This window comes from Lentibacter algarum (assembly GCF_040580765.1).
Taxonomy (GTDB): Bacteria; Pseudomonadota; Alphaproteobacteria; order Rhodobacterales; family Rhodobacteraceae; genus Lentibacter; species Lentibacter algarum.
On sequence record NZ_CP158687.1, the window covers coordinates 2781294 to 2796903 of the forward strand.

General features: G+C 57.8%; 17 protein-coding genes. 5 read left to right on the plus strand and 12 right to left on the minus strand.

Features of this window, described 5'->3' with window-relative positions:
- Window positions 1-14 precede the first annotated feature (14 nt).
- Window positions 15-1067: a permease gene (locus DSM117340_RS13855; protein WP_354689694.1), complete on the plus strand. Its 1053-nt coding sequence runs from the start codon at window positions 15-17 to the stop codon at window positions 1065-1067.
- A gap of 6 nt (window positions 1068-1073) precedes the next feature.
- Here DSM117340_RS13855 and DSM117340_RS13860 read toward each other — a convergent pair whose 3' ends face one another.
- Genes DSM117340_RS13860 through DSM117340_RS13890 form a run of 7 tightly spaced genes read right to left on the minus strand, consistent with a single transcriptional unit; the run spans window position 1074 to window position 7266 of the window.
- Window positions 1074-1805, minus strand: a complete 732-nt coding sequence (locus tag DSM117340_RS13860; RefSeq protein ID WP_354689695.1) for an SDR family NAD(P)-dependent oxidoreductase — start codon at window positions 1803-1805, stop codon at window positions 1074-1076.
- Window positions 1802-2347 carry a DUF3833 domain-containing protein gene (locus tag DSM117340_RS13865; protein WP_304189982.1) on the minus strand — a complete coding sequence of 182 codons (546 nt, stop codon included), beginning with the start codon at window positions 2345-2347 and terminating at the stop codon, window positions 1802-1804. The genes DSM117340_RS13860 and DSM117340_RS13865 overlap by 4 nt, the downstream gene beginning before the upstream one ends.
- Complete coding sequence (locus DSM117340_RS13870) at window positions 2344-3573, minus strand: MFS transporter (protein ID WP_354689696.1); 1230 nt, start codon at window positions 3571-3573, stop codon at window positions 2344-2346. Before DSM117340_RS13870 ends, DSM117340_RS13865 begins: the two co-directional genes overlap by 4 nt.
- 1 nt (window position 3574) lies before the next feature.
- A complete protein-coding gene (locus DSM117340_RS13875; protein ID WP_304189978.1) occupies window positions 3575-4093 on the minus strand; it encodes a chalcone isomerase family protein in 519 nt (172 codons plus the stop codon).
- A complete protein-coding gene (locus DSM117340_RS13880; RefSeq protein ID WP_354689697.1) occupies window positions 4086-5246 on the minus strand; it encodes a cyclopropane-fatty-acyl-phospholipid synthase family protein in 1161 nt (386 codons plus the stop codon). The genes DSM117340_RS13875 and DSM117340_RS13880 overlap by 8 nt, the downstream gene beginning before the upstream one ends.
- Window positions 5246-5992: a DUF1365 domain-containing protein gene (locus DSM117340_RS13885; protein WP_354689698.1), complete on the minus strand. Its 747-nt coding sequence runs from the start codon at window positions 5990-5992 to the stop codon at window positions 5246-5248. The genes DSM117340_RS13880 and DSM117340_RS13885 overlap by 1 nt, the downstream gene beginning before the upstream one ends.
- Window positions 5989-7266, minus strand: coding sequence for an FAD-dependent oxidoreductase (locus tag DSM117340_RS13890; protein ID WP_354689699.1), 1278 nt, complete (start codon window positions 7264-7266; stop codon window positions 5989-5991). The genes DSM117340_RS13885 and DSM117340_RS13890 overlap by 4 nt, the downstream gene beginning before the upstream one ends.
- A gap of 233 nt (window positions 7267-7499) precedes the next feature.
- Between DSM117340_RS13890 and DSM117340_RS13895 the strand changes: the two genes are divergently transcribed.
- Window positions 7500-8024: a sigma-70 family RNA polymerase sigma factor gene (locus DSM117340_RS13895; RefSeq protein ID WP_089893691.1), complete on the plus strand. Its 525-nt coding sequence runs from the start codon at window positions 7500-7502 to the stop codon at window positions 8022-8024.
- Complete coding sequence (locus tag DSM117340_RS13900; RefSeq protein WP_273486014.1) at window positions 8021-8653, plus strand: ChrR family anti-sigma-E factor; 633 nt, start codon at window positions 8021-8023, stop codon at window positions 8651-8653. The genes DSM117340_RS13895 and DSM117340_RS13900 overlap by 4 nt, the downstream gene beginning before the upstream one ends.
- A gap of 94 nt (window positions 8654-8747) precedes the next feature.
- Here the strand turns inward: DSM117340_RS13900 and DSM117340_RS13905 are convergent, their stop codons facing one another.
- From DSM117340_RS13905 to DSM117340_RS13920, 4 genes are read right to left on the minus strand one after another with little or no spacing between them, the layout of a single operon-like run.
- A complete protein-coding gene (locus DSM117340_RS13905) occupies window positions 8748-9572 on the minus strand; it encodes a metal ABC transporter permease (RefSeq protein ID WP_354689700.1) in 825 nt (274 codons plus the stop codon).
- Window positions 9569-10423: a metal ABC transporter permease gene (locus DSM117340_RS13910; protein WP_273486015.1), complete on the minus strand. Its 855-nt coding sequence runs from the start codon at window positions 10421-10423 to the stop codon at window positions 9569-9571. The genes DSM117340_RS13905 and DSM117340_RS13910 overlap by 4 nt, the downstream gene beginning before the upstream one ends.
- The gene (locus DSM117340_RS13915; protein WP_354689701.1) at window positions 10420-11268 is read right to left on the minus strand and encodes a manganese/iron ABC transporter ATP-binding protein; all 849 of its coding nucleotides are present in this window, start codon (window positions 11266-11268) and stop codon (window positions 10420-10422) included. Before DSM117340_RS13915 ends, DSM117340_RS13910 begins: the two co-directional genes overlap by 4 nt.
- The gene (locus tag DSM117340_RS13920) at window positions 11268-12152 is read right to left on the minus strand and encodes a metal ABC transporter substrate-binding protein (protein ID WP_273498598.1); all 885 of its coding nucleotides are present in this window, start codon (window positions 12150-12152) and stop codon (window positions 11268-11270) included. Before DSM117340_RS13920 ends, DSM117340_RS13915 begins: the two co-directional genes overlap by 1 nt.
- 125 nt (window positions 12153-12277) lie before the next feature.
- Here DSM117340_RS13920 and DSM117340_RS13925 point away from each other — a divergent pair, with 125 nt between their 5' ends.
- Both DSM117340_RS13925 and DSM117340_RS13930 read left to right on the plus strand, forming a co-directional pair.
- Window positions 12278-12946 carry an SDR family NAD(P)-dependent oxidoreductase gene (locus tag DSM117340_RS13925; RefSeq protein ID WP_354689702.1) on the plus strand — a complete coding sequence of 223 codons (669 nt, stop codon included), beginning with the start codon at window positions 12278-12280 and terminating at the stop codon, window positions 12944-12946.
- Window positions 12947-13076: 130 nt separating this feature from the next.
- The gene (locus DSM117340_RS13930; protein ID WP_354689703.1) at window positions 13077-14000 is read left to right on the plus strand and encodes an XdhC family protein; all 924 of its coding nucleotides are present in this window, start codon (window positions 13077-13079) and stop codon (window positions 13998-14000) included.
- 102 nt (window positions 14001-14102) lie between these two features.
- Here the strand turns inward: DSM117340_RS13930 and DSM117340_RS13935 are convergent, their stop codons facing one another.
- Window positions 14103-15584 (minus strand): protein adenylyltransferase SelO, encoded by a 1482-nt coding sequence (locus DSM117340_RS13935; protein WP_354689704.1) that lies wholly within the window; start codon window positions 15582-15584, stop codon window positions 14103-14105.
- Window positions 15585-15610: the final 26 nt, after the last annotated feature.

Here is a 15610-nt window from a genome sequence, read left to right on the forward strand (position 1 = left end):
TCAGGGATATAGATATGACTGACCACGCCCTCCCCCCGCGCACTCCGATGGCCGCGTTTCTGCATATGATGTGGAGCAAGGAAAAGGTCTGGCTCTTTTCGGCCTTTTTGCTGGCCGTTTTGTTTGTACTTGTCCCCGCACAGGGCGCGACGAGCGCAGCCTTTGCAGCGCAGAACCTGCTCAATGTCGCCCCATTTCTCATCCTTTCGATCGGAATTGCCGCTTACGCTGGCGCGACTGGGGCCGACGGCCTGATCGCGCGCGCCTTTACGGGCTCACCCATGGCGATGATCCTGATCGCTGCGGCCGCTGGCGGGCTTTCGCCCTTCTGCTCTTGCGGGGTCATTCCCTTGATTGCGGCGCTACTGGCTATGGGTGTTCCTTTGTCGGCGGTCATGGCCTTCTGGCTGGCCTCGCCTGTGATGGACCCGTCAATGTTTATGCTCACCACGGGGGTTCTCGGCTTTGAATTTGCTGTGGCCAAGACCATTACGGCGGTTGCCCTCGGAGTCTTTGGCGGCATCACTGTGCATCTGATTGCGAAGGCGGGCGGGCTTGCAGACCCGTTGCGCGAGGGTGTGGGCAATGGCGGCTGCGGGGCCTCTAAAGTGCGCACGGTGCAGCCTGTTGTTTGGCGTTTCTGGACCGAAACCGCACGGGTGACAAAATTCTGGCGCGAGGGGATCAAGACCACGCTCTTCCTTGCCAAATGGCTCACTCTGGCCTTCCTGCTTGAAAGCCTGATGCTGGCATGGCTGCCTGCTGATCTTGTGGCCTCGGCCTTGGGCGGCACAGGACTTGCTCCCATCGGGATCGCCACACTTGTGGGCGTGCCTGCTTATCTGAACGGCTATGCCGCACTCCCCCTTGTTGGCGGGCTGATGGAGCAGGGCATGGCGCCCGGAGCGGGGCTTGCTTTCCTTGTTGCGGGGGGCGTGAGTTCGTTGCCTGCGGCTGTGGCCGTCTGGGCCTTGGTCAAGCGGCAGGTGTTTGTGCTCTATATAGCCTTGGCGCTGGTCGGGTCTTTCGCTAGCGGGCTTATGTTCCAGCTGTGGACCATGGTCTGAGCGACACTAAACCTTATTGAAAAGCTTTAGCCAAAGCGCGCGCGGCGTGAAACGTGCGAGCGAAAAGAGCCACCCGAAGGGCTTGGGGAAGGCCGTTTCGAAGCGTTTGCTTTTCATGGCTTTGATGACATGATCCGCCGCTTCTTCAGGTGTCATCAGTTGGGGCATGTTGAATTTGTTCTTCGCCGTGAGGCGGGTTTTGATGAAGCCCGGGTTGATGTTCTGGACCTTTACGCCTGTCTTGTGCAAATCCGCATAGAGCGTTTCGCCCATATGCATGAGCGCTGCTTTTGAAGCGCCGTAGCCTATAGACCCTGGCACGCCACGGTAGCCCGCAAGCGAGCCTATCAGGACGATGTGGCCTGCGTCTTTGGCGACGAAGGCTGGCACGGTCTGGCCCAATACATGAAGCGCGCCCGTGAAGTTGACAGCGCACATCTGCTCGACGGCCTCTGCGTTCCAGCTTTGCGCTTTCATCGGGTCATAGTAGCCTGCGAGATAGATCACACCATCAAGCGGGCCAACAGACGCGGCGGCGGCAACAACGGAGGGCTTATCCGTTACATCAAGCGGCGCGATACAGGCGTTGGGTATTTTGGCCGCAAGAGTGGCGAGCTTGTCCTCGGAGCGGGCCGAGAGGACAATGTGCGCGCCCTCAGCCGCGAGCTTCAGTGCCAAGGCTTCGCCAAGGCCTTCGCTTGCCCCAACGAGCCAGTATGTCTTGCCCGCAACGTTCATTTGACGGGACGCATGGTTGCGATCAGCTCGGCGACTTTAAAGCCGAATTTGCGCATCTCCGAGCGATTGAGAATATTGCCGTTTTCCATGAGGTAGAGCCAGTCTGTGACATCGAGCACGTGGCTTCCAGCCTCTTCGGGCAAGCGAATCTTGTAAGTCATGCGTACGGCGTTGCCCATTTGCTGCCCCATGGCTTCGCCGATAATGTCACTGGCGGTGGCTGTGAAGTGGCCGTTTTCGCCCATGGTCAGAAACCATTTGCGAGACTGGGTGTTGCCTGTGTCATAGGTGAACTCTTCGGCAAGCGAGCCTGTGTTTCCCTCCCATTCACCCGTGAACTCAGCGACAAAGCGCGAGGTAACGCGGCCTAGCGGACCATAGATTATTCCCTCGGAGACAAGTGGGCCGCTCAGGGCAACACGAATGTCAAAGGGGGGCGTATTGCTCGCGTAGTCCGCCAGCTTTTGGCTCTTGAACGAAAAACCAGGGCGGAAGGCAATGAGCGCCAATATGGCGATGACGAGGAGCATGACGATCTTCATGGTGTGTTTACCTCCTGAGGTAGGCGAGCGACGAGGATGATTGCCGCGATTTTGATGATGCAGGGAATGACCGCATAGGCAAGTGTGAGCGTTGTCAGTGCTTGCGGTGTATTGACGGCGTTTGGTGTGTAACCTGCCAGTTGAAGCGCGGGGAGTGCGAGGGCAGCGGCAAGGGCGAGAGAGAGTTTGCCTGCGAAAGACCAGAGGCCAAAGGCGGCTCCTGCAGACAGGCCTGCGCGGGCGAGGGCTGTCGAGAAGAGCACAGGCAGGATAACCATATCCGCTCCCAAGGCGGCTCCCGAGGCGAGACAGATCAGCGCGAAGGGCAGCGCCGCGCCTTCGGGAAGCAGGGCTGCCCCCATGAAACTCACAATCGCCAGTGTCATCGCCAGTGGCAAGATGCGGCGCGCACCGTGGCGACGCACTAACGCGCTCCAAAGCGGAACGCTGAGCGCAGCAGCGAGGAAGAAAAGCATCAATAGCGGGCCTGCGAGGGCGTCAAGGCCAAGCTTGTCCTGAACAAAGAAGAGAAAGAGTGTCGAGGTCAGCGCTACGGGCAGGCTATTGATCAGTGCGATCCAGAGTAGCTGCACCCCGCCGACGCTTTTGAGAGTAGAAAGCTGCATGGGAGACGTGGCGGGGCCAGTGATCTGCCAGAGGCGGCGGGTCAAGAGCCAGACCGCGCCCGCCATCGCCGCGAGGCCAAGGCCAAACGCAGGATAGCCGCCATCACCCGCGCCTGCGGCGACAAACAGTGTGGGTGCAAGGGCCGCGAGCAGGACGCCGACAAGACTTCCGCCCTCACGATAAGCAGCGAGTTTGACAAGCCCAGCCTCTCCGCCTGCAAGCGCCGTCGACTGGCCGTAAAAGAGGATACTGCCGAGGCTATGGGCTGTGAAGAGCAGCGCGAGGCCGAGAATGAGCCAGAAGAGCTGGCCCGCAGCTGGCAGGAAAGTGAACACCAGCGCAAAACCAAGCCCGAGGCCAAGAAGCGCCAAGGCCGCAAAAAGCGCACGGGCGTTAGGAAAGCTGTCAACCATGCGGCCCAAGAGCGGGTCTTGCACAAAATCAAGCACGCGCAACCCGATCAGCAGGCCACCCAAAGCGCCGAGGCTCATGCCCAGCTCACCGCTCGCGTAAGCGGGCAGATGGATGTAAAGCGGCAGGCCCGCAGCCGCGAGCATCAGCGCAAACAGGCTGACTTGGGCGTTGGTTGTGCGGGACATATCAGAGGCCTTTGAGCTTGCGGGAGGCAGCAGAGGACCGGCTGTTTTCGGACAGCCAAATATTGAGGAAGCGCTTGCCAATGCTGGCTTGGGTAAGTTTGCAGGTCTTTGTGCCATTGAAAAAGAGAGCAACCGAGGCCGCATTGCGCGCGACAGCTGTGACGCGATCTCCGCGCGTCACGTCGCGCAAGCAACGATTGAGATCAGCCAAAATTGCGGGGTGATCAGCGCGGTTGCCCTCGAGTCGCTTCAGCTCGTCTCGGGTCGCGTTGACCAGCTTCGCGCGCGGCAGTTTGCGCGCATAGGTCAGCTCGATTGCCATCGGATTTTGCCAGCTGAAGGCGGCTCCACCCGGCGTATAGAGTGAGGCATCATAGAGCTTCAAACCGAGCCATGTGAAAGGCACATCGGAAATGGCTCTCGGATTTTTCACTCCAGCAGAGTCGATATAGGATTTGGCCACGACAGGGCTGGCCAGCAAAGGGAAACAGAGCACTAGGAACAAAAACAGTTTACGCATGCGCAAGCTCCACTTGCACCACATCCGTTTGCTTCACACCAAAAGACGCGGCGCAGATCTGCAAATAGAACTGCCAGCTGCGCAGATGTTCATCGCTATAGCCGATCTGCTTGATGCGCTTCACATTTGCGTCCATACGAGAGGACCAGTGACGCAGAGTTTGGGCATAGTCCTGACCAAATGCAAAGCTGCCTTTGACTTGCAGCCCCGCGCGACGGGCCTCATCGGCAATCACAGCATCAGACAAAAGCATCCCGCCCGGGAAGGTATATTGGCGGATAAAATCAGAGCTGGAGCGATAAATATCAAAATAGGCATCGGGCACTGTGATCGCCTGCACAACGGCGCGGCCATCACGCGCAAGTCGCGCCTTGAGCATCGCAAAATAGCTTGGCCAGTAGCGCTCACCCACCGCTTCGATCATCTCGATGGAAACGATATTGTCATAGGTGCCCGTGGTGTTGCGATAATCGCAAAACTCAATGGAGGCACGGCCATCAAGGCGCGCATCTGCATAGCCTTTTTGGGCTTTGGAAATCGTGATGCCCGTTACATTACGGCCCTGATCAGCCGCGCGCTCGGCAAAGCTGCCCCAGCCGCAACCGACCTCCAGCACGCTTTCGCCGCCCCCTAGGCGCGAGAGAACACGGTCAAGCTTGCGGTCTTGGGCGCGGGCGAGGTCTGTATCGCCTTGCGTAAAGAGCGCAGAAGAATAGCTCATGCCTTCGTCCAGCCAGAGCTGATAGAACTCGTTGCCAGTGTCGTAATGCGAGCGAATATTACGCGCGGCTCCTTTGACAGAATTGGCGCGCAGAAAGCGATCCACCGCACGGAACTTGAGCGTGTTCCACCGGTTTGGATAGGCGTAGGGCTCAAGCGTGGCGAGATTGGAAATCGCCACACGGCCCAGCGCCTCAATAGATGGGGTGCTCCAGAGGCCAGCCACATAAGTTTCGCCGAGGCCGACATCACCGCGCGCTGCGATGGCTGTAATGGCGGACCAGTCATGAATAACCATCTCGGCACTGTTGCCCCCGCCGTTGCCAAAGCTATGACGGTGGCCCTCGGGTGTGACGATCTCTAGCGCGCCTTCATCTATCTGGCCGCACGTGTCTAGAAAGTCGTGAGCGACGCGGCGTGTGATAAAGCCCATTAGCTTACCTCCTCTTCGGGTGGCAAAGGACGGCGGCGGAACGGCGCGCCTTTGATGTAAAGTTTTACGGCCTGCCAGTGAATCAACACAAGCGCACGCAGAGGCCCAAACGGGCGGCGCAGAGCAAAGCCGAGAATGCGACGATTGGAGAGCGGTGCACGCGGGCCAAAGAGCGTGGCAATAAGCCCCTCTTCGCCATTTTCATGGGCGATACGGATCGAAATGCGCTCTGCGGTGATATCGAAATTGAACTGGTAGGTGCCTTGCACCTCCTGAAAGGGCGAGACGTGGAATATCTTCTCTGCCACGATGCTGTCCTCACGGCGGATCGGAGCAAAGCCTGCGCGCTTGCAAAGATAGCTGTGGCGGTCGCCCATCGTATTGCTGACTTCTGCGATCACAGCGACCAGATCAGCGCCTTTGTAAGCAAGCCAGAAACTCACCGGGTTGAACACATAGCCCAGAAAGCTGGGCTGGGTGAGCAGGCGAATACGACACGAAGGAAGACCCGCCGCGGCGAAGACCTCTTTCGCCCACGCCAGCCCCCTGCCCTTTTTGGGGGCGCCGCCATGGTTCTTGTCATTTATAGACGCAAGATTGAACGCGTTACGCGAAAACAGTGCCAATTTGGAAGGCGCGTCAGGGTCAATCAGCACGTAATCAACGCTGTAGCGGAAGGCGTTTTGAACCTGACCGCGGCGCGCGTGGGTTGTCGCTCCTGCGATATGTTCGGGTCTGGCGGTCATACCTTAACGCGCTCTATTTCGCGTGCGACATGCACTGCGCTAGCGAAACCATCTTCATGAAAGCCGTTGCGCAGCCATGCGCCTGCGAACCAAGTGTTGCGCGTGCCTTGTTTTGCCTTGATCTCTTGCTGGGCCTTCAAAGCTGGCCCGTCAAAGACAGGGTGGCGGAAGCTCTTCTGATCATAGATCATCTCATCGCGCACAGGCGTGTACGGGTTGAGCGAGACGAAAAGTGGGTCTGTCTCGGGAATATTCTGCAAACGGTTCATCCAGTAGGTTACGCCGATAGAAGGCGCCTCGATGTTACCATCTGCCTTGTAAACCCAGCTCGACCAGCAAGCCTTTCGTTTGGGCATCTGGCCTGAATCACGATGCAGGATCATCTGGTTGTCCTGATAGCCTACAGCCGAAAGAAGCCGTGCCTCATCGGCGCAGGGATCAGCAAGAAGCGCGAGCGCCTCATCGGAGTGGCAGGCCATGATCACCTGATCAAATTGCTCTGTGCCGCCCTTGGCATTGATCGTGACCCCGTTTGGATCACGCTTCACTGCCGTTATCGGCGTGGCGGTGCGCAGTTTGACGCCTGTGGCCCGCAAGTGGCGTTCAAGTCGGGTGACATACTGGATGGAACCGCCAGAAACTGTATACCACTGGTGTGGCTGTGTGGCGGTGAGCAGCGCGTGATTGGAGAAGAAGCGGACAAGCGACTTCGCGGGGAAAGCGCGGATGTCTTGCGTGGGGCTTGACCAGATCGCACCGCAGATCGGCATGAGATAATAGCGCTCAAACCATGTCCCGAGACCAAGCTCGCGAACCAACTCGCCTATGGTCATGTCATCCGATGTGGCCGTGGCTTCGGCACGCGCGTTGAACCGCAGGATATCGCGGATCATCCGCATATACCCAGGGCGGAGCCCATTACGACGTTGGCCAAACACACTCTTGAGCGTTTGCAGGCCATATTCCACGCGACCTTCATCAATCGTTGCCCCAAAGCTCATATTTGATTTTTCAACAGGCACATCGAGATCATGGAACATCCGTGTAAGGTGCGGGTAGTTCACATAGTTGAAAACGATAAACCCTGTATCAACGGGCTGATCGCCCTTGAGACCCGCAAGTTTGGTTCGGGCATGGCCACCAAGGCGCGGGGCAGCTTCATAGAGCGTAACGTCATGCTGAGGCGACAGCTTATAAGCCGCGCTCATGCCAGAAATACCGCCACCAACAATGGCAATGCGCTGGCGCTTCATAGGGGGGGCATCAAATGACATGGAAACTCCGATTAGATTTGAGGTGGTTACGCCAAGATCAGCTCAATAGATCACTTTGCACAAAAAAATATGATCCGCGTTTCAACTGCTCCCGTAACAGACTTATGTTGAGTTTTGAAACAGAACCAGATGTTGCACCTGCCCCACCACTTGTTAGTGTTGCGGCCGTGAGAAATATTCATTCTTTTCAAGGCAAACCAAAGTTGAACCCTTATTCCGAAGAGACACGTCTGATGCTGGCCGTCCGAGACAACCGCGACAAGAGAGCTTTCGGGAAGCTCTTTGATCATTTCGGCCCACGGCTGAAAGGTGTTGCGATGCGGTCCGGCCTCAGCTCTGGGCAGGCTGAAGACATGGTGCAAGACGTGATGCTGACACTGTGGCGTAAGGCACATCTGTTTGATCCGACGCGCGCCCAAGTCTCTAGCTGGCTCTATCAGATCGCGCGCAACCGCCAGATCGATATTCTGCGCAAAGAAAACCGTCCGATGCCTGAGGCTTTGAAGGCTGAAAGTGAAACAACAGAAGAAAACGCAGCGGACACGCTGGCACTGGATCAGGAAGTTAGCGCACTCAAGCTAGCGCTTGCCAAGCTTAAGCCAGCACAGCGCGAGATGGTCGAGAAGGCCTATCTCGGAGAGCTGTCGCACACAGACATAGAAGCCGAAACAGGCCTGCCACTGGGGACCATTAAATCGCGCATCAGGCTTGGCCTGGAAAAACTGCGCCACGAACTAGACGGAATACGCAAGTCATGACCATCAAACATCATATCCCCGATGCGCTGATGCTGGAGTACGCCAGCGGCCGTATGGCCGAGCCTTTTGCGCTGGTTGTTGCAGCGCATGTATCGCTCTGTGACGAATGCCGTGCGCGCCTCACAGCGCACGAAGTTGCCGGCGGTGCTGTCATGGAAGCGCATGAAGGCTCCGAGCTGTCAGGCGGCCTGCGCGACAATGTCATGTCCATGCTGGATGACTCTGTGGAAGACACGCCTGTTTATGAGCGCTCGAGCATTTTCCCTGCGCCTGTCATGGAGGCGCTGAAGGGCCGCCCCCCCACGTGGAAGCCTTTGGGCCGTGGTGTGCGCCAGTCCATACTCAGCCATGGAAAGTCAGGCTCTGCGCGCCTGCTCTATATCCCACCAGGGCTTGATATGCCCGATCACTCACATGGCGGGCTTGAGCTGACACTTGTGTTGCAGGGTGCCTTTAGCGATGAGGGCGGACGCTTTGGTGTGGGTGATGTTGAAGTCGCTGATGACGATGTGGAGCACAAACCCGTGGCGGCCAAAGGCGAGGCCTGTATTTGTCTTGCTGCCACAGACGCAGCATTGAAGTTCAATGCCTTTATCCCAAAGCTCTTTCAGCCAATCTTTCGCATCTAAAGCTTCTTCTTTTTAAAAATATCCCGGGGGGAGTTTGAGGGGGCCTGGCCCCCCTCAACGGGTCGGATTGTGCAAAGCACAATCCGAAGCCTCACTAAGCAGAACGTGACTTGTTCAGTGAAAGCTTCCGTAGAAACACGGCAACAAACATCAGCGTCTGGATCAAGATAATCGTCGGCGCAGGCGCACTGTCGATGAAAAAGCTCGTGTAAACCCCCAGAAGAGACGAGCTCAAACAAACCAGAATCGACACCCAGAGCATCGTCCGAAATTCGCGCACGAGCAAAAAGGCAATTGCCCCCGGCGCAATGAGAAGGCCAATCGCCAAGATCAAACCTACTGCCGAGAGCGTGGCGACGATTGTGGCCGAAAGCGCCGTCAAGAGGCCGTAGTGCAGCCACGTCACTGGCAGACCAGATGCCTGTGCTTGAGCGGGGTCAAAGGCGTGAAGCAGGAGGTCCTTCCATTTGATCAGAAGCGCAGCGGAGACAAGTGCGGCGATAATCGCTGTGGTCCAGAGCTCTTGGGCAGAAATCCCCAGCATGTTGCCAAAAAGAATGTGGTCAAGATGCGCGTTTGTCTCAACGCCGACATAAAGCACGATCCCGAGCCCGAACATCCCAGAGAAGACCACACCCATGACCGTATCCTGCTTTACGCGGCTGTTCTCGCTCAGATAGCCCGTGGCCAGCGCACAGACCATGCCCGCGAAAAACGCTCCCAAAATCAGCGGCGCACCGAGGATGTAAGCCAGCACAATGCCAGGCAAAACGGCGTGGCTGACGGCGTCCCCCATAAGTGCCCAGCCTTTGAGCACAAGAAAGCAGCTCAGCAGCGCCGTCGGCACAGAGATCAGCGCGACGATGAAGAAGGCCGTCTGCATAAACGGAAACTGGAACGGGAGAAGCAGTTCGCTCATGCCACCTCCTCCAGAGCTTGTCGCGCCATGCGCCGCGCCGCGAGGCGTCCATGCTTGGGTGCAAACACGAAGGCGAAGAGAAAGAGAGTGGTTTGGAGGCAAACGATGATACCGCCTGTGGCCCCGTCAAGGAAGTAGCTGGCGTAAGCGCCAAGGAAGCTTGTCAGCGTACCAATGGCGACAGATGTCAGAATGAGCCGCGGGAAGCGGTCACATAAGAGGTAAGCCGTGGCCCCTGGCGTGACGACCAATGCAATGACCAAGAACGCACCAACGGTTTGCATGGCGGCAACGACGGACGCGGACAGCAGCACGAAGAAGACAGCCTTCAAGCGCGCAGGGTGCAACCCGATCGAGCGGGCGTGGCTTTCGTCAAAAAACGTCACCATCAAGTCTTTCCATTTCGCCAAAAGCACCACGAGGGTGACCCCGCCAATCAAGGCCAGTTGCAGCGTGTCTTCGGGCGTAATTGCGAGAATATTGCCCATGGTGATGCTTTGCAGATCAATACTGACAGGCGAAACGGAGACGATGAAGAGGCCGAGGCCGAAAAAGCTGGTAAAGATCAGACCGATGATCACGTCGGTCTTGAGGCCAGAGCGCTCTGTGAGAAAGAGCATGGCAGCCGCCGCCAACCCTCCCGCAAGGAAAGCTCCCAGCGCAAAAGGCAGGCCGAGCATATAGGCCCCTGCCACACCGGGCACAACCGAGTGCGAGAGTGCATCGCCGATGAGCGACCAGCCTTTGAGCATGAGATAGGCCGAGAGAAATGCGCAAACCCCTCCGACGAGGGCAGAGACCCACATGGCGTTGAGCATGTAGGTGTAGCTGAAAGGCTCTAGCCAGCTCATTGGTCGCGATCCTGCCGTTGGGTCTGTTCGCCGTATTGCACAAAGGGGCGCTCGTCATCTGTCAGGATCGTTACGGCGCGTTCGTCACTATCTTCGTGGAGCGTATCGCGGCCGATTGTGATATGACGGAGCACCCCTCCGAAGGCTTCTTCGAGGTTGTCGCGGGTAAAGACCTCATCGGTATGGCCATAGGCCAGCACTGTGCCTTTGACGAGCACTGTGCGGTCACAAAACTCAGGCACAGAACCGAGGTTGTGCGTGGCAACCAGCATGACCCGGCCTTCATCGCGCAGCTCGCCCAAGAGTGTGATGATCTGGTTTTCCGTGGTCACATCGACGCCCGTAAAAGGCTCATCCAGCAAGATCACCTGACCCTCTTGCGCCAAGGCACGCGCTAGAAACACACGCTTGCGCTGCCCCCCCGAAAGCTCGCCGATCTGACGCTTGCGGAAGTCTTGCATGCTGACGCGAGTGAGCGCCTGATCCACCGCTGCGTGGTCAGCGGCTTTGGGACGCCGCAGCATCCCCATGTGGCCGTAGCGACCCATCATCACCACATCCTCAACCAGAACAGGAAAGGCCCAATCGACCTCCTCTGCTTGCGGTACATAGGCGACAAGGTTTTGCTTGAGCGCCTCGCGGATAGGCTTGCCCAAGAGGGTGATTTCGCCCTTTGAGATCGGCACAAAGCCCATAATCGCCTTGAAGAGTGTCGACTTGCCCGCGCCGTTGACACCCACAAGTGCTGTCACTGTCCCACGAGGAATATTGAAGCTGGCGTCGCGCAGGGCGGTATGGCCGTTGCGGTATGTGACTGTGACGCCTTTGGCGTGGATGCCATCCATCACTTGTCTCCCTTGAGGCCGTGAGCGACCGTTTCGGTGGTGACGCGCAAGAGGTCTAGGTATGTCGGCACGGGGCCGTCCTCGGCGCTGAGACTGTCGACATAGAGCACGCCGCCGTAAGCCGCGCCTGTTTCGCGGGCGACTTGTTCGGCGGGCGATGTACTGACTGTGCTTTCACAAAAGACCGCAGGAACCGAGTGTTCGCGCACCCCGTCTATCACGCGGCGGACCTGTTGAGGCGTACCAGTCTGGTCGGCATTCATGGGCCAGAGGTAAAGCTCTTGAAGGCCAAGGTCTCTCGCCAGATAGCTGAACGCGCCTTCGCAGGTCACAAGCCAGCGGTTTTCAGCAGGAATAGTCTCGATCTCGGCTTTGAGCGGCGCAAGCGTCTCGCGGATCTGGTTGGAATAGGCATTGGCATTGGCCTGATAGACGGCAGCATTGGCAGGGTCTGCCGTGCTGAGCGCACGTTCAATATTGGCGATATAGACAAGCGCGTTTTCGAGACCCATCCACGCGTGCGGATTGGCCTTGCCTTCATAGCTTCCAGAGCCAATCGAAATCGGCTCAATCCCTTCGGACAGCGTCGCAGACGGGACATCGCCAAGATTGGCGAGGAATTGTTCAAACCAGAGTTCAAGGTTGAGGCCATTCCATAGGATCAGATCGGCGTCAGAGGCGCGGACAATGTCGCGTGGCGTGGGCTGATAACCGTGAATTTCGGCACCTGGCTTTGTCACGGAGACAACATCAGCGGCCTCGCCAGCCACGTTTTGCGCCATATCAGCGAGGACAGTGAAAGTTGTCACGACTTTGAGCTTGTCTTGGGCCGCGAGGCTTGTGGCCGTCAGAAACGCAAAACAGAGCAACAATGAACGGAGCATGAAAGAAGACCTTTCTATGAGTCAGCTAACTGTAATTGCAAATCACTCGCAACTACAAGAGGCAGATCAGAAATAGTCAGCGGCCGAGCGCTTGCAATAGGCGCATGAAGGGTTAGCTTGGCGAAATGACACAAAACGCACTCATCATCGGCGCATCTGGCGGCATCGGCGCCGCTGTAGCGCAAGACCTAGAAACACGCGGCTGGCAGGTGACACGGCTCTCGCGCGCACATGACGGCTTGGACATTAGCGATCAGGCCAATGTGGATGCACATTTGGAAGCACAGAACGGTCCTTACAAGCTCGTCTTTATGGCGTCTGGCGTGCTTGCCGCCGAGGGCGGAGCGCCTGAAAAAGCACTGAGCCAGATCCGACAGGAGAGCTTTGAGGAGGTCTTCAAGGTCAACACCTTTGGTGTAGCCTATGTCTTGCGCCACGTGCCGAAGCTTCTGCCGAAGAAGGGCCGCTCTGTTCTGGCTGTTTTGACAGCGCGGGTCGGCTCTATCGGCGATAATAATATTGGTGGCTGGCACGCCTACCGCGCCTCCAAGGCCGCTGCAAACCAGCTACTGCGCGGCGCGGCTATCGAGCTGGGACGCAGCCACAAAGAAGCGATTGCTGTGGCACTGCACCCCGGGACTGTGGCCACAGACTTTACCGCAAACTACGCTGCACGGCACAGTACAGTTCGCCCAGAGGCGGCCGCGAAAAACTTGGTGGACGTTATGCTGGGGCTCACTCCCGAAGACAGCGGGCAGTTCTTTGACTACGCTTATAAACCGATTGAATGGTAAGTGCGGAATGGGCGACACCCTGCATCTAGCGCATTTGAGCCAAGTTCTTTGGCGGATGTACACCCATCGTTGACGAGTTTGACAAAACAAGGTTAGCGCGATGTTAACGCGCCAAAAGAAAGAGAGAGCCATGTCTGTGCCCGCGCTGGACGCCAGCACCGTGATCGAACCGATCCGCCAGCTTTCTGATGCGGGTGGGGCGGGTGTGCTCTGTGTAATCACCCATGTTGACGGCCCGTCTTATCGTCCGCTCGGAGCAATGATGGCCGTTCTTGAAGACGGGCGGCGCATCGGCACGCTCTCCTCCGGCTGTGTCGAAGCCGATATTGCGCTTCATGCTGCCAAGGCGCTGGACACAAACACGCCCTATACGGTGCGCTACGGGAAGGGCTCGCCTTTTGCAGACATCGTACTGCCCTGCGGTGGCGGGCTTGAAATTATGCTTTTGCCACGCCCTGATGTCGCCGTGCTGAACACGCTGCTGAGCCATCATGTGGCACGACAAGCCTGTGTCTTGGACATGGACCAGCGCAGCGGAGCTTTGATTGCTGTGACCCAAGGGGCAACAGGCTGGACCGGAGATATATTCAGCATAGCAATTGACCCTGAAATTCGCTTTTTCATTTTTGGCAAAGGGCCAGAGACAGCAACATTTGCTGGGCTTGTGCAGGCAGCAGGCTACCCCAATCTCGTGCTTTCACCTGACGCTGAAACGCTTAACGCCGTGGGCGCGGCAGGCTGCGCTACCCAACATTTGACCCATGCGCATTGTCCCGCAGGCCTCGGCATTGACGAGCGCAGCGCCGTTGTTTTGTTTTTCCATGATCACGATTGGGAGCCCCCTATTTTGGCAGAGGCTTTGACAACAGACGCGTTTTACGTGGGCGCCCAAGGCAGCATGCGGGCGGCCGAGATGCGGCGAATGGAGCTCATACGACTTGGAGTTTCTGATGACGCCATAGCAGAGTTGCGGGGGCCCATCGGGCTTGTGCCTTCAGTGCGGGATGCACGCAAACTTGCGGTGAGTGTCTTGGCAGAAGTTTTAAGCGTCTAGGGATTGTGCTAGCGCAAAGCCAAAGCGCCCCGCTGGGGGCCTTTGGCCCCCAGACCCCCTAGGATATTTCCAGAAAGAAAAAGAGCTGGGTCCGCTTTTGGTTTAGGTTCCACAGAAGGTTTTATAAGGACCAAAGCTGTCGGGAGCAGCTAGGCTGTAACTCTCGGCATTTGGCTGCTCTGTGAAAGGCGTTTGCAGAACTTTGAGGAGTGCCTCAAACGGAGCCATATCGCCCGCTTCCGCCGCTTGGAGCGCCTCTTCAACTTTATGATTGCGCGGGATGTAGAGCGGGTTCGTTGCGTTCATCTCGGCGGCGCGGCCCTGAGGCGTTTGGGCCTCTTCGCCGATCCGTGCGAAATAGGCGGCGAGCCAACCATCGAGTTCTTTGCTCGGATCATCATACAGAGCGCGCAGGGGAGATGTGTTGCCAAGCACGGCCTCCGCGAGAGCGCGGAAAGCTTGCGTATAATCGACATTCTGGCCCTGCATCGTCATCAGAAAGCCGTTTGCGAGCGCGAGATCACCTTCTTTGTCCTGCAAGAGGCCAAGCTTTTGGCGCACACCCGTCAGCCAAGCAGCTTGATAAAGCGTGGGGAAATTATTGATCACAGCCGTTGCCTCTGCGATGGCCTTGTCATCATCTGCGTTGATCAGGCCAAGGAGGCATTCGGCAAGGCGGGCGAGGTTCCATGCGGCCATGTTGGGCTGATTGCCGTAAGCGTAGCGGCCTTGTTGGTCGATGGAAGAGAAGCTCGCCTTCGGGCTGTAGCTGTCGAGAAAAGCACAGGGGCCATAGTCAATCGTTTCGCCAGAAATGGTCATGTTGTCGGTGTTCATCACACCGTGCACAAAGCCGATATTGACCCATTGCGCGACAAGGCTTGCCTGCCGCTCGGCAACGCGCTTCAGGAAGCTGAGGTAGCGGCCTTCGCGCCCCACAAGATCGGGATCATGGCGCGCGATGGCGTAATCCGCGAGCTTTTGCAGCATTTCAGTGTCGCCGCGTGCCGCAAAGAACTGAAAGCTGCCGACCCTCAGGTGAGAGCTTGCAATGCGCGCCAAAACGGCACCGTCCTTGGCGCCTGTTTCACGATGGATTTTCTCCCCCGTTGTGACTGCGGCCAAGGCGCGGGTTGTGGGGATGCCTAGGGCATGCATGGCCTCACCGATGAGGTATTCGCGCAGGACGGGACCGAGCGCGGCCTTGCCATCGCCACCACGGGAAAAGGGCGTGCGGCCCGACCCCTTCAGGTGAAGGTCGCGACGCCTTCCAAAACGGTCGATCAGCTCACCCAAAAGCAGCGCACGGCCATCGCCGAGCTGGGGCGAGAAGCCCCCAAACTGGTGGCCTGCATAGGCCATGGCCAAGGGAGCCGCACCTGTGGGCGCACGCATGCCTGTAAATACAAGCGCGCCCGCTTCACCTGCGAGCGCATCTGCATCAAGGCCAAGCTCCTCGGCCAGCGCCACATTGAGCTTAAGCATCTGCGGCGCGGGAACTTTATCACCCTGCCACTGCGCATAGGCGCCAGACAGCTCGCGGTGATAGCTATTGTCGAAGGCAAAATCGGGGAGTTTGGTCATGATGCGCGCGTCCTCATTGGGCCTTG

Coding starts and splice junctions, on each gene's coding strand:
- DSM117340_RS13855 (WP_354689694.1), top strand. CDS start 15: ATGACTGACCACGCCCTCCCCCCGCGCACTCCGATGGCCGCGTTTCTG.
- DSM117340_RS13860 (WP_354689695.1), bottom strand. CDS start 1,805: ATGAACGTTGCGGGCAAGACATACTGGCTCGTTGGGGCAAGCGAAGGC.
- DSM117340_RS13865 (WP_304189982.1), bottom strand. CDS start 2,347: ATGAAGATCGTCATGCTCCTCGTCATCGCCATATTGGCGCTCATTGCC.
- DSM117340_RS13870 (WP_354689696.1), bottom strand. CDS start 3,573: ATGTCCCGCACAACCAACGCCCAAGTCAGCCTGTTTGCGCTGATGCTC.
- DSM117340_RS13875 (WP_304189978.1), bottom strand. CDS start 4,093: ATGCGTAAACTGTTTTTGTTCCTAGTGCTCTGTTTCCCTTTGCTGGCC.
- DSM117340_RS13880 (WP_354689697.1), bottom strand. CDS start 5,246: ATGGGCTTTATCACACGCCGCGTCGCTCACGACTTTCTAGACACGTGC.
- DSM117340_RS13885 (WP_354689698.1), bottom strand. CDS start 5,992: ATGACCGCCAGACCCGAACATATCGCAGGAGCGACAACCCACGCGCGC.
- DSM117340_RS13890 (WP_354689699.1), bottom strand. CDS start 7,266: ATGTCATTTGATGCCCCCCCTATGAAGCGCCAGCGCATTGCCATTGTT.
- DSM117340_RS13895 (WP_089893691.1), top strand. CDS start 7,500: ATGCTGGCCGTCCGAGACAACCGCGACAAGAGAGCTTTCGGGAAGCTC.
- DSM117340_RS13900 (WP_273486014.1), top strand. CDS start 8,021: ATGACCATCAAACATCATATCCCCGATGCGCTGATGCTGGAGTACGCC.
- DSM117340_RS13905 (WP_354689700.1), bottom strand. CDS start 9,572: ATGAGCGAACTGCTTCTCCCGTTCCAGTTTCCGTTTATGCAGACGGCC.
- DSM117340_RS13910 (WP_273486015.1), bottom strand. CDS start 10,423: ATGAGCTGGCTAGAGCCTTTCAGCTACACCTACATGCTCAACGCCATG.
- DSM117340_RS13915 (WP_354689701.1), bottom strand. CDS start 11,268: ATGGATGGCATCCACGCCAAAGGCGTCACAGTCACATACCGCAACGGC.
- DSM117340_RS13920 (WP_273498598.1), bottom strand. CDS start 12,152: ATGCTCCGTTCATTGTTGCTCTGTTTTGCGTTTCTGACGGCCACAAGC.
- DSM117340_RS13925 (WP_354689702.1), top strand. CDS start 12,278: ATGACACAAAACGCACTCATCATCGGCGCATCTGGCGGCATCGGCGCC.
- DSM117340_RS13930 (WP_354689703.1), top strand. CDS start 13,077: ATGTCTGTGCCCGCGCTGGACGCCAGCACCGTGATCGAACCGATCCGC.
- DSM117340_RS13935 (WP_354689704.1), bottom strand. CDS start 15,584: ATGACCAAACTCCCCGATTTTGCCTTCGACAATAGCTATCACCGCGAG.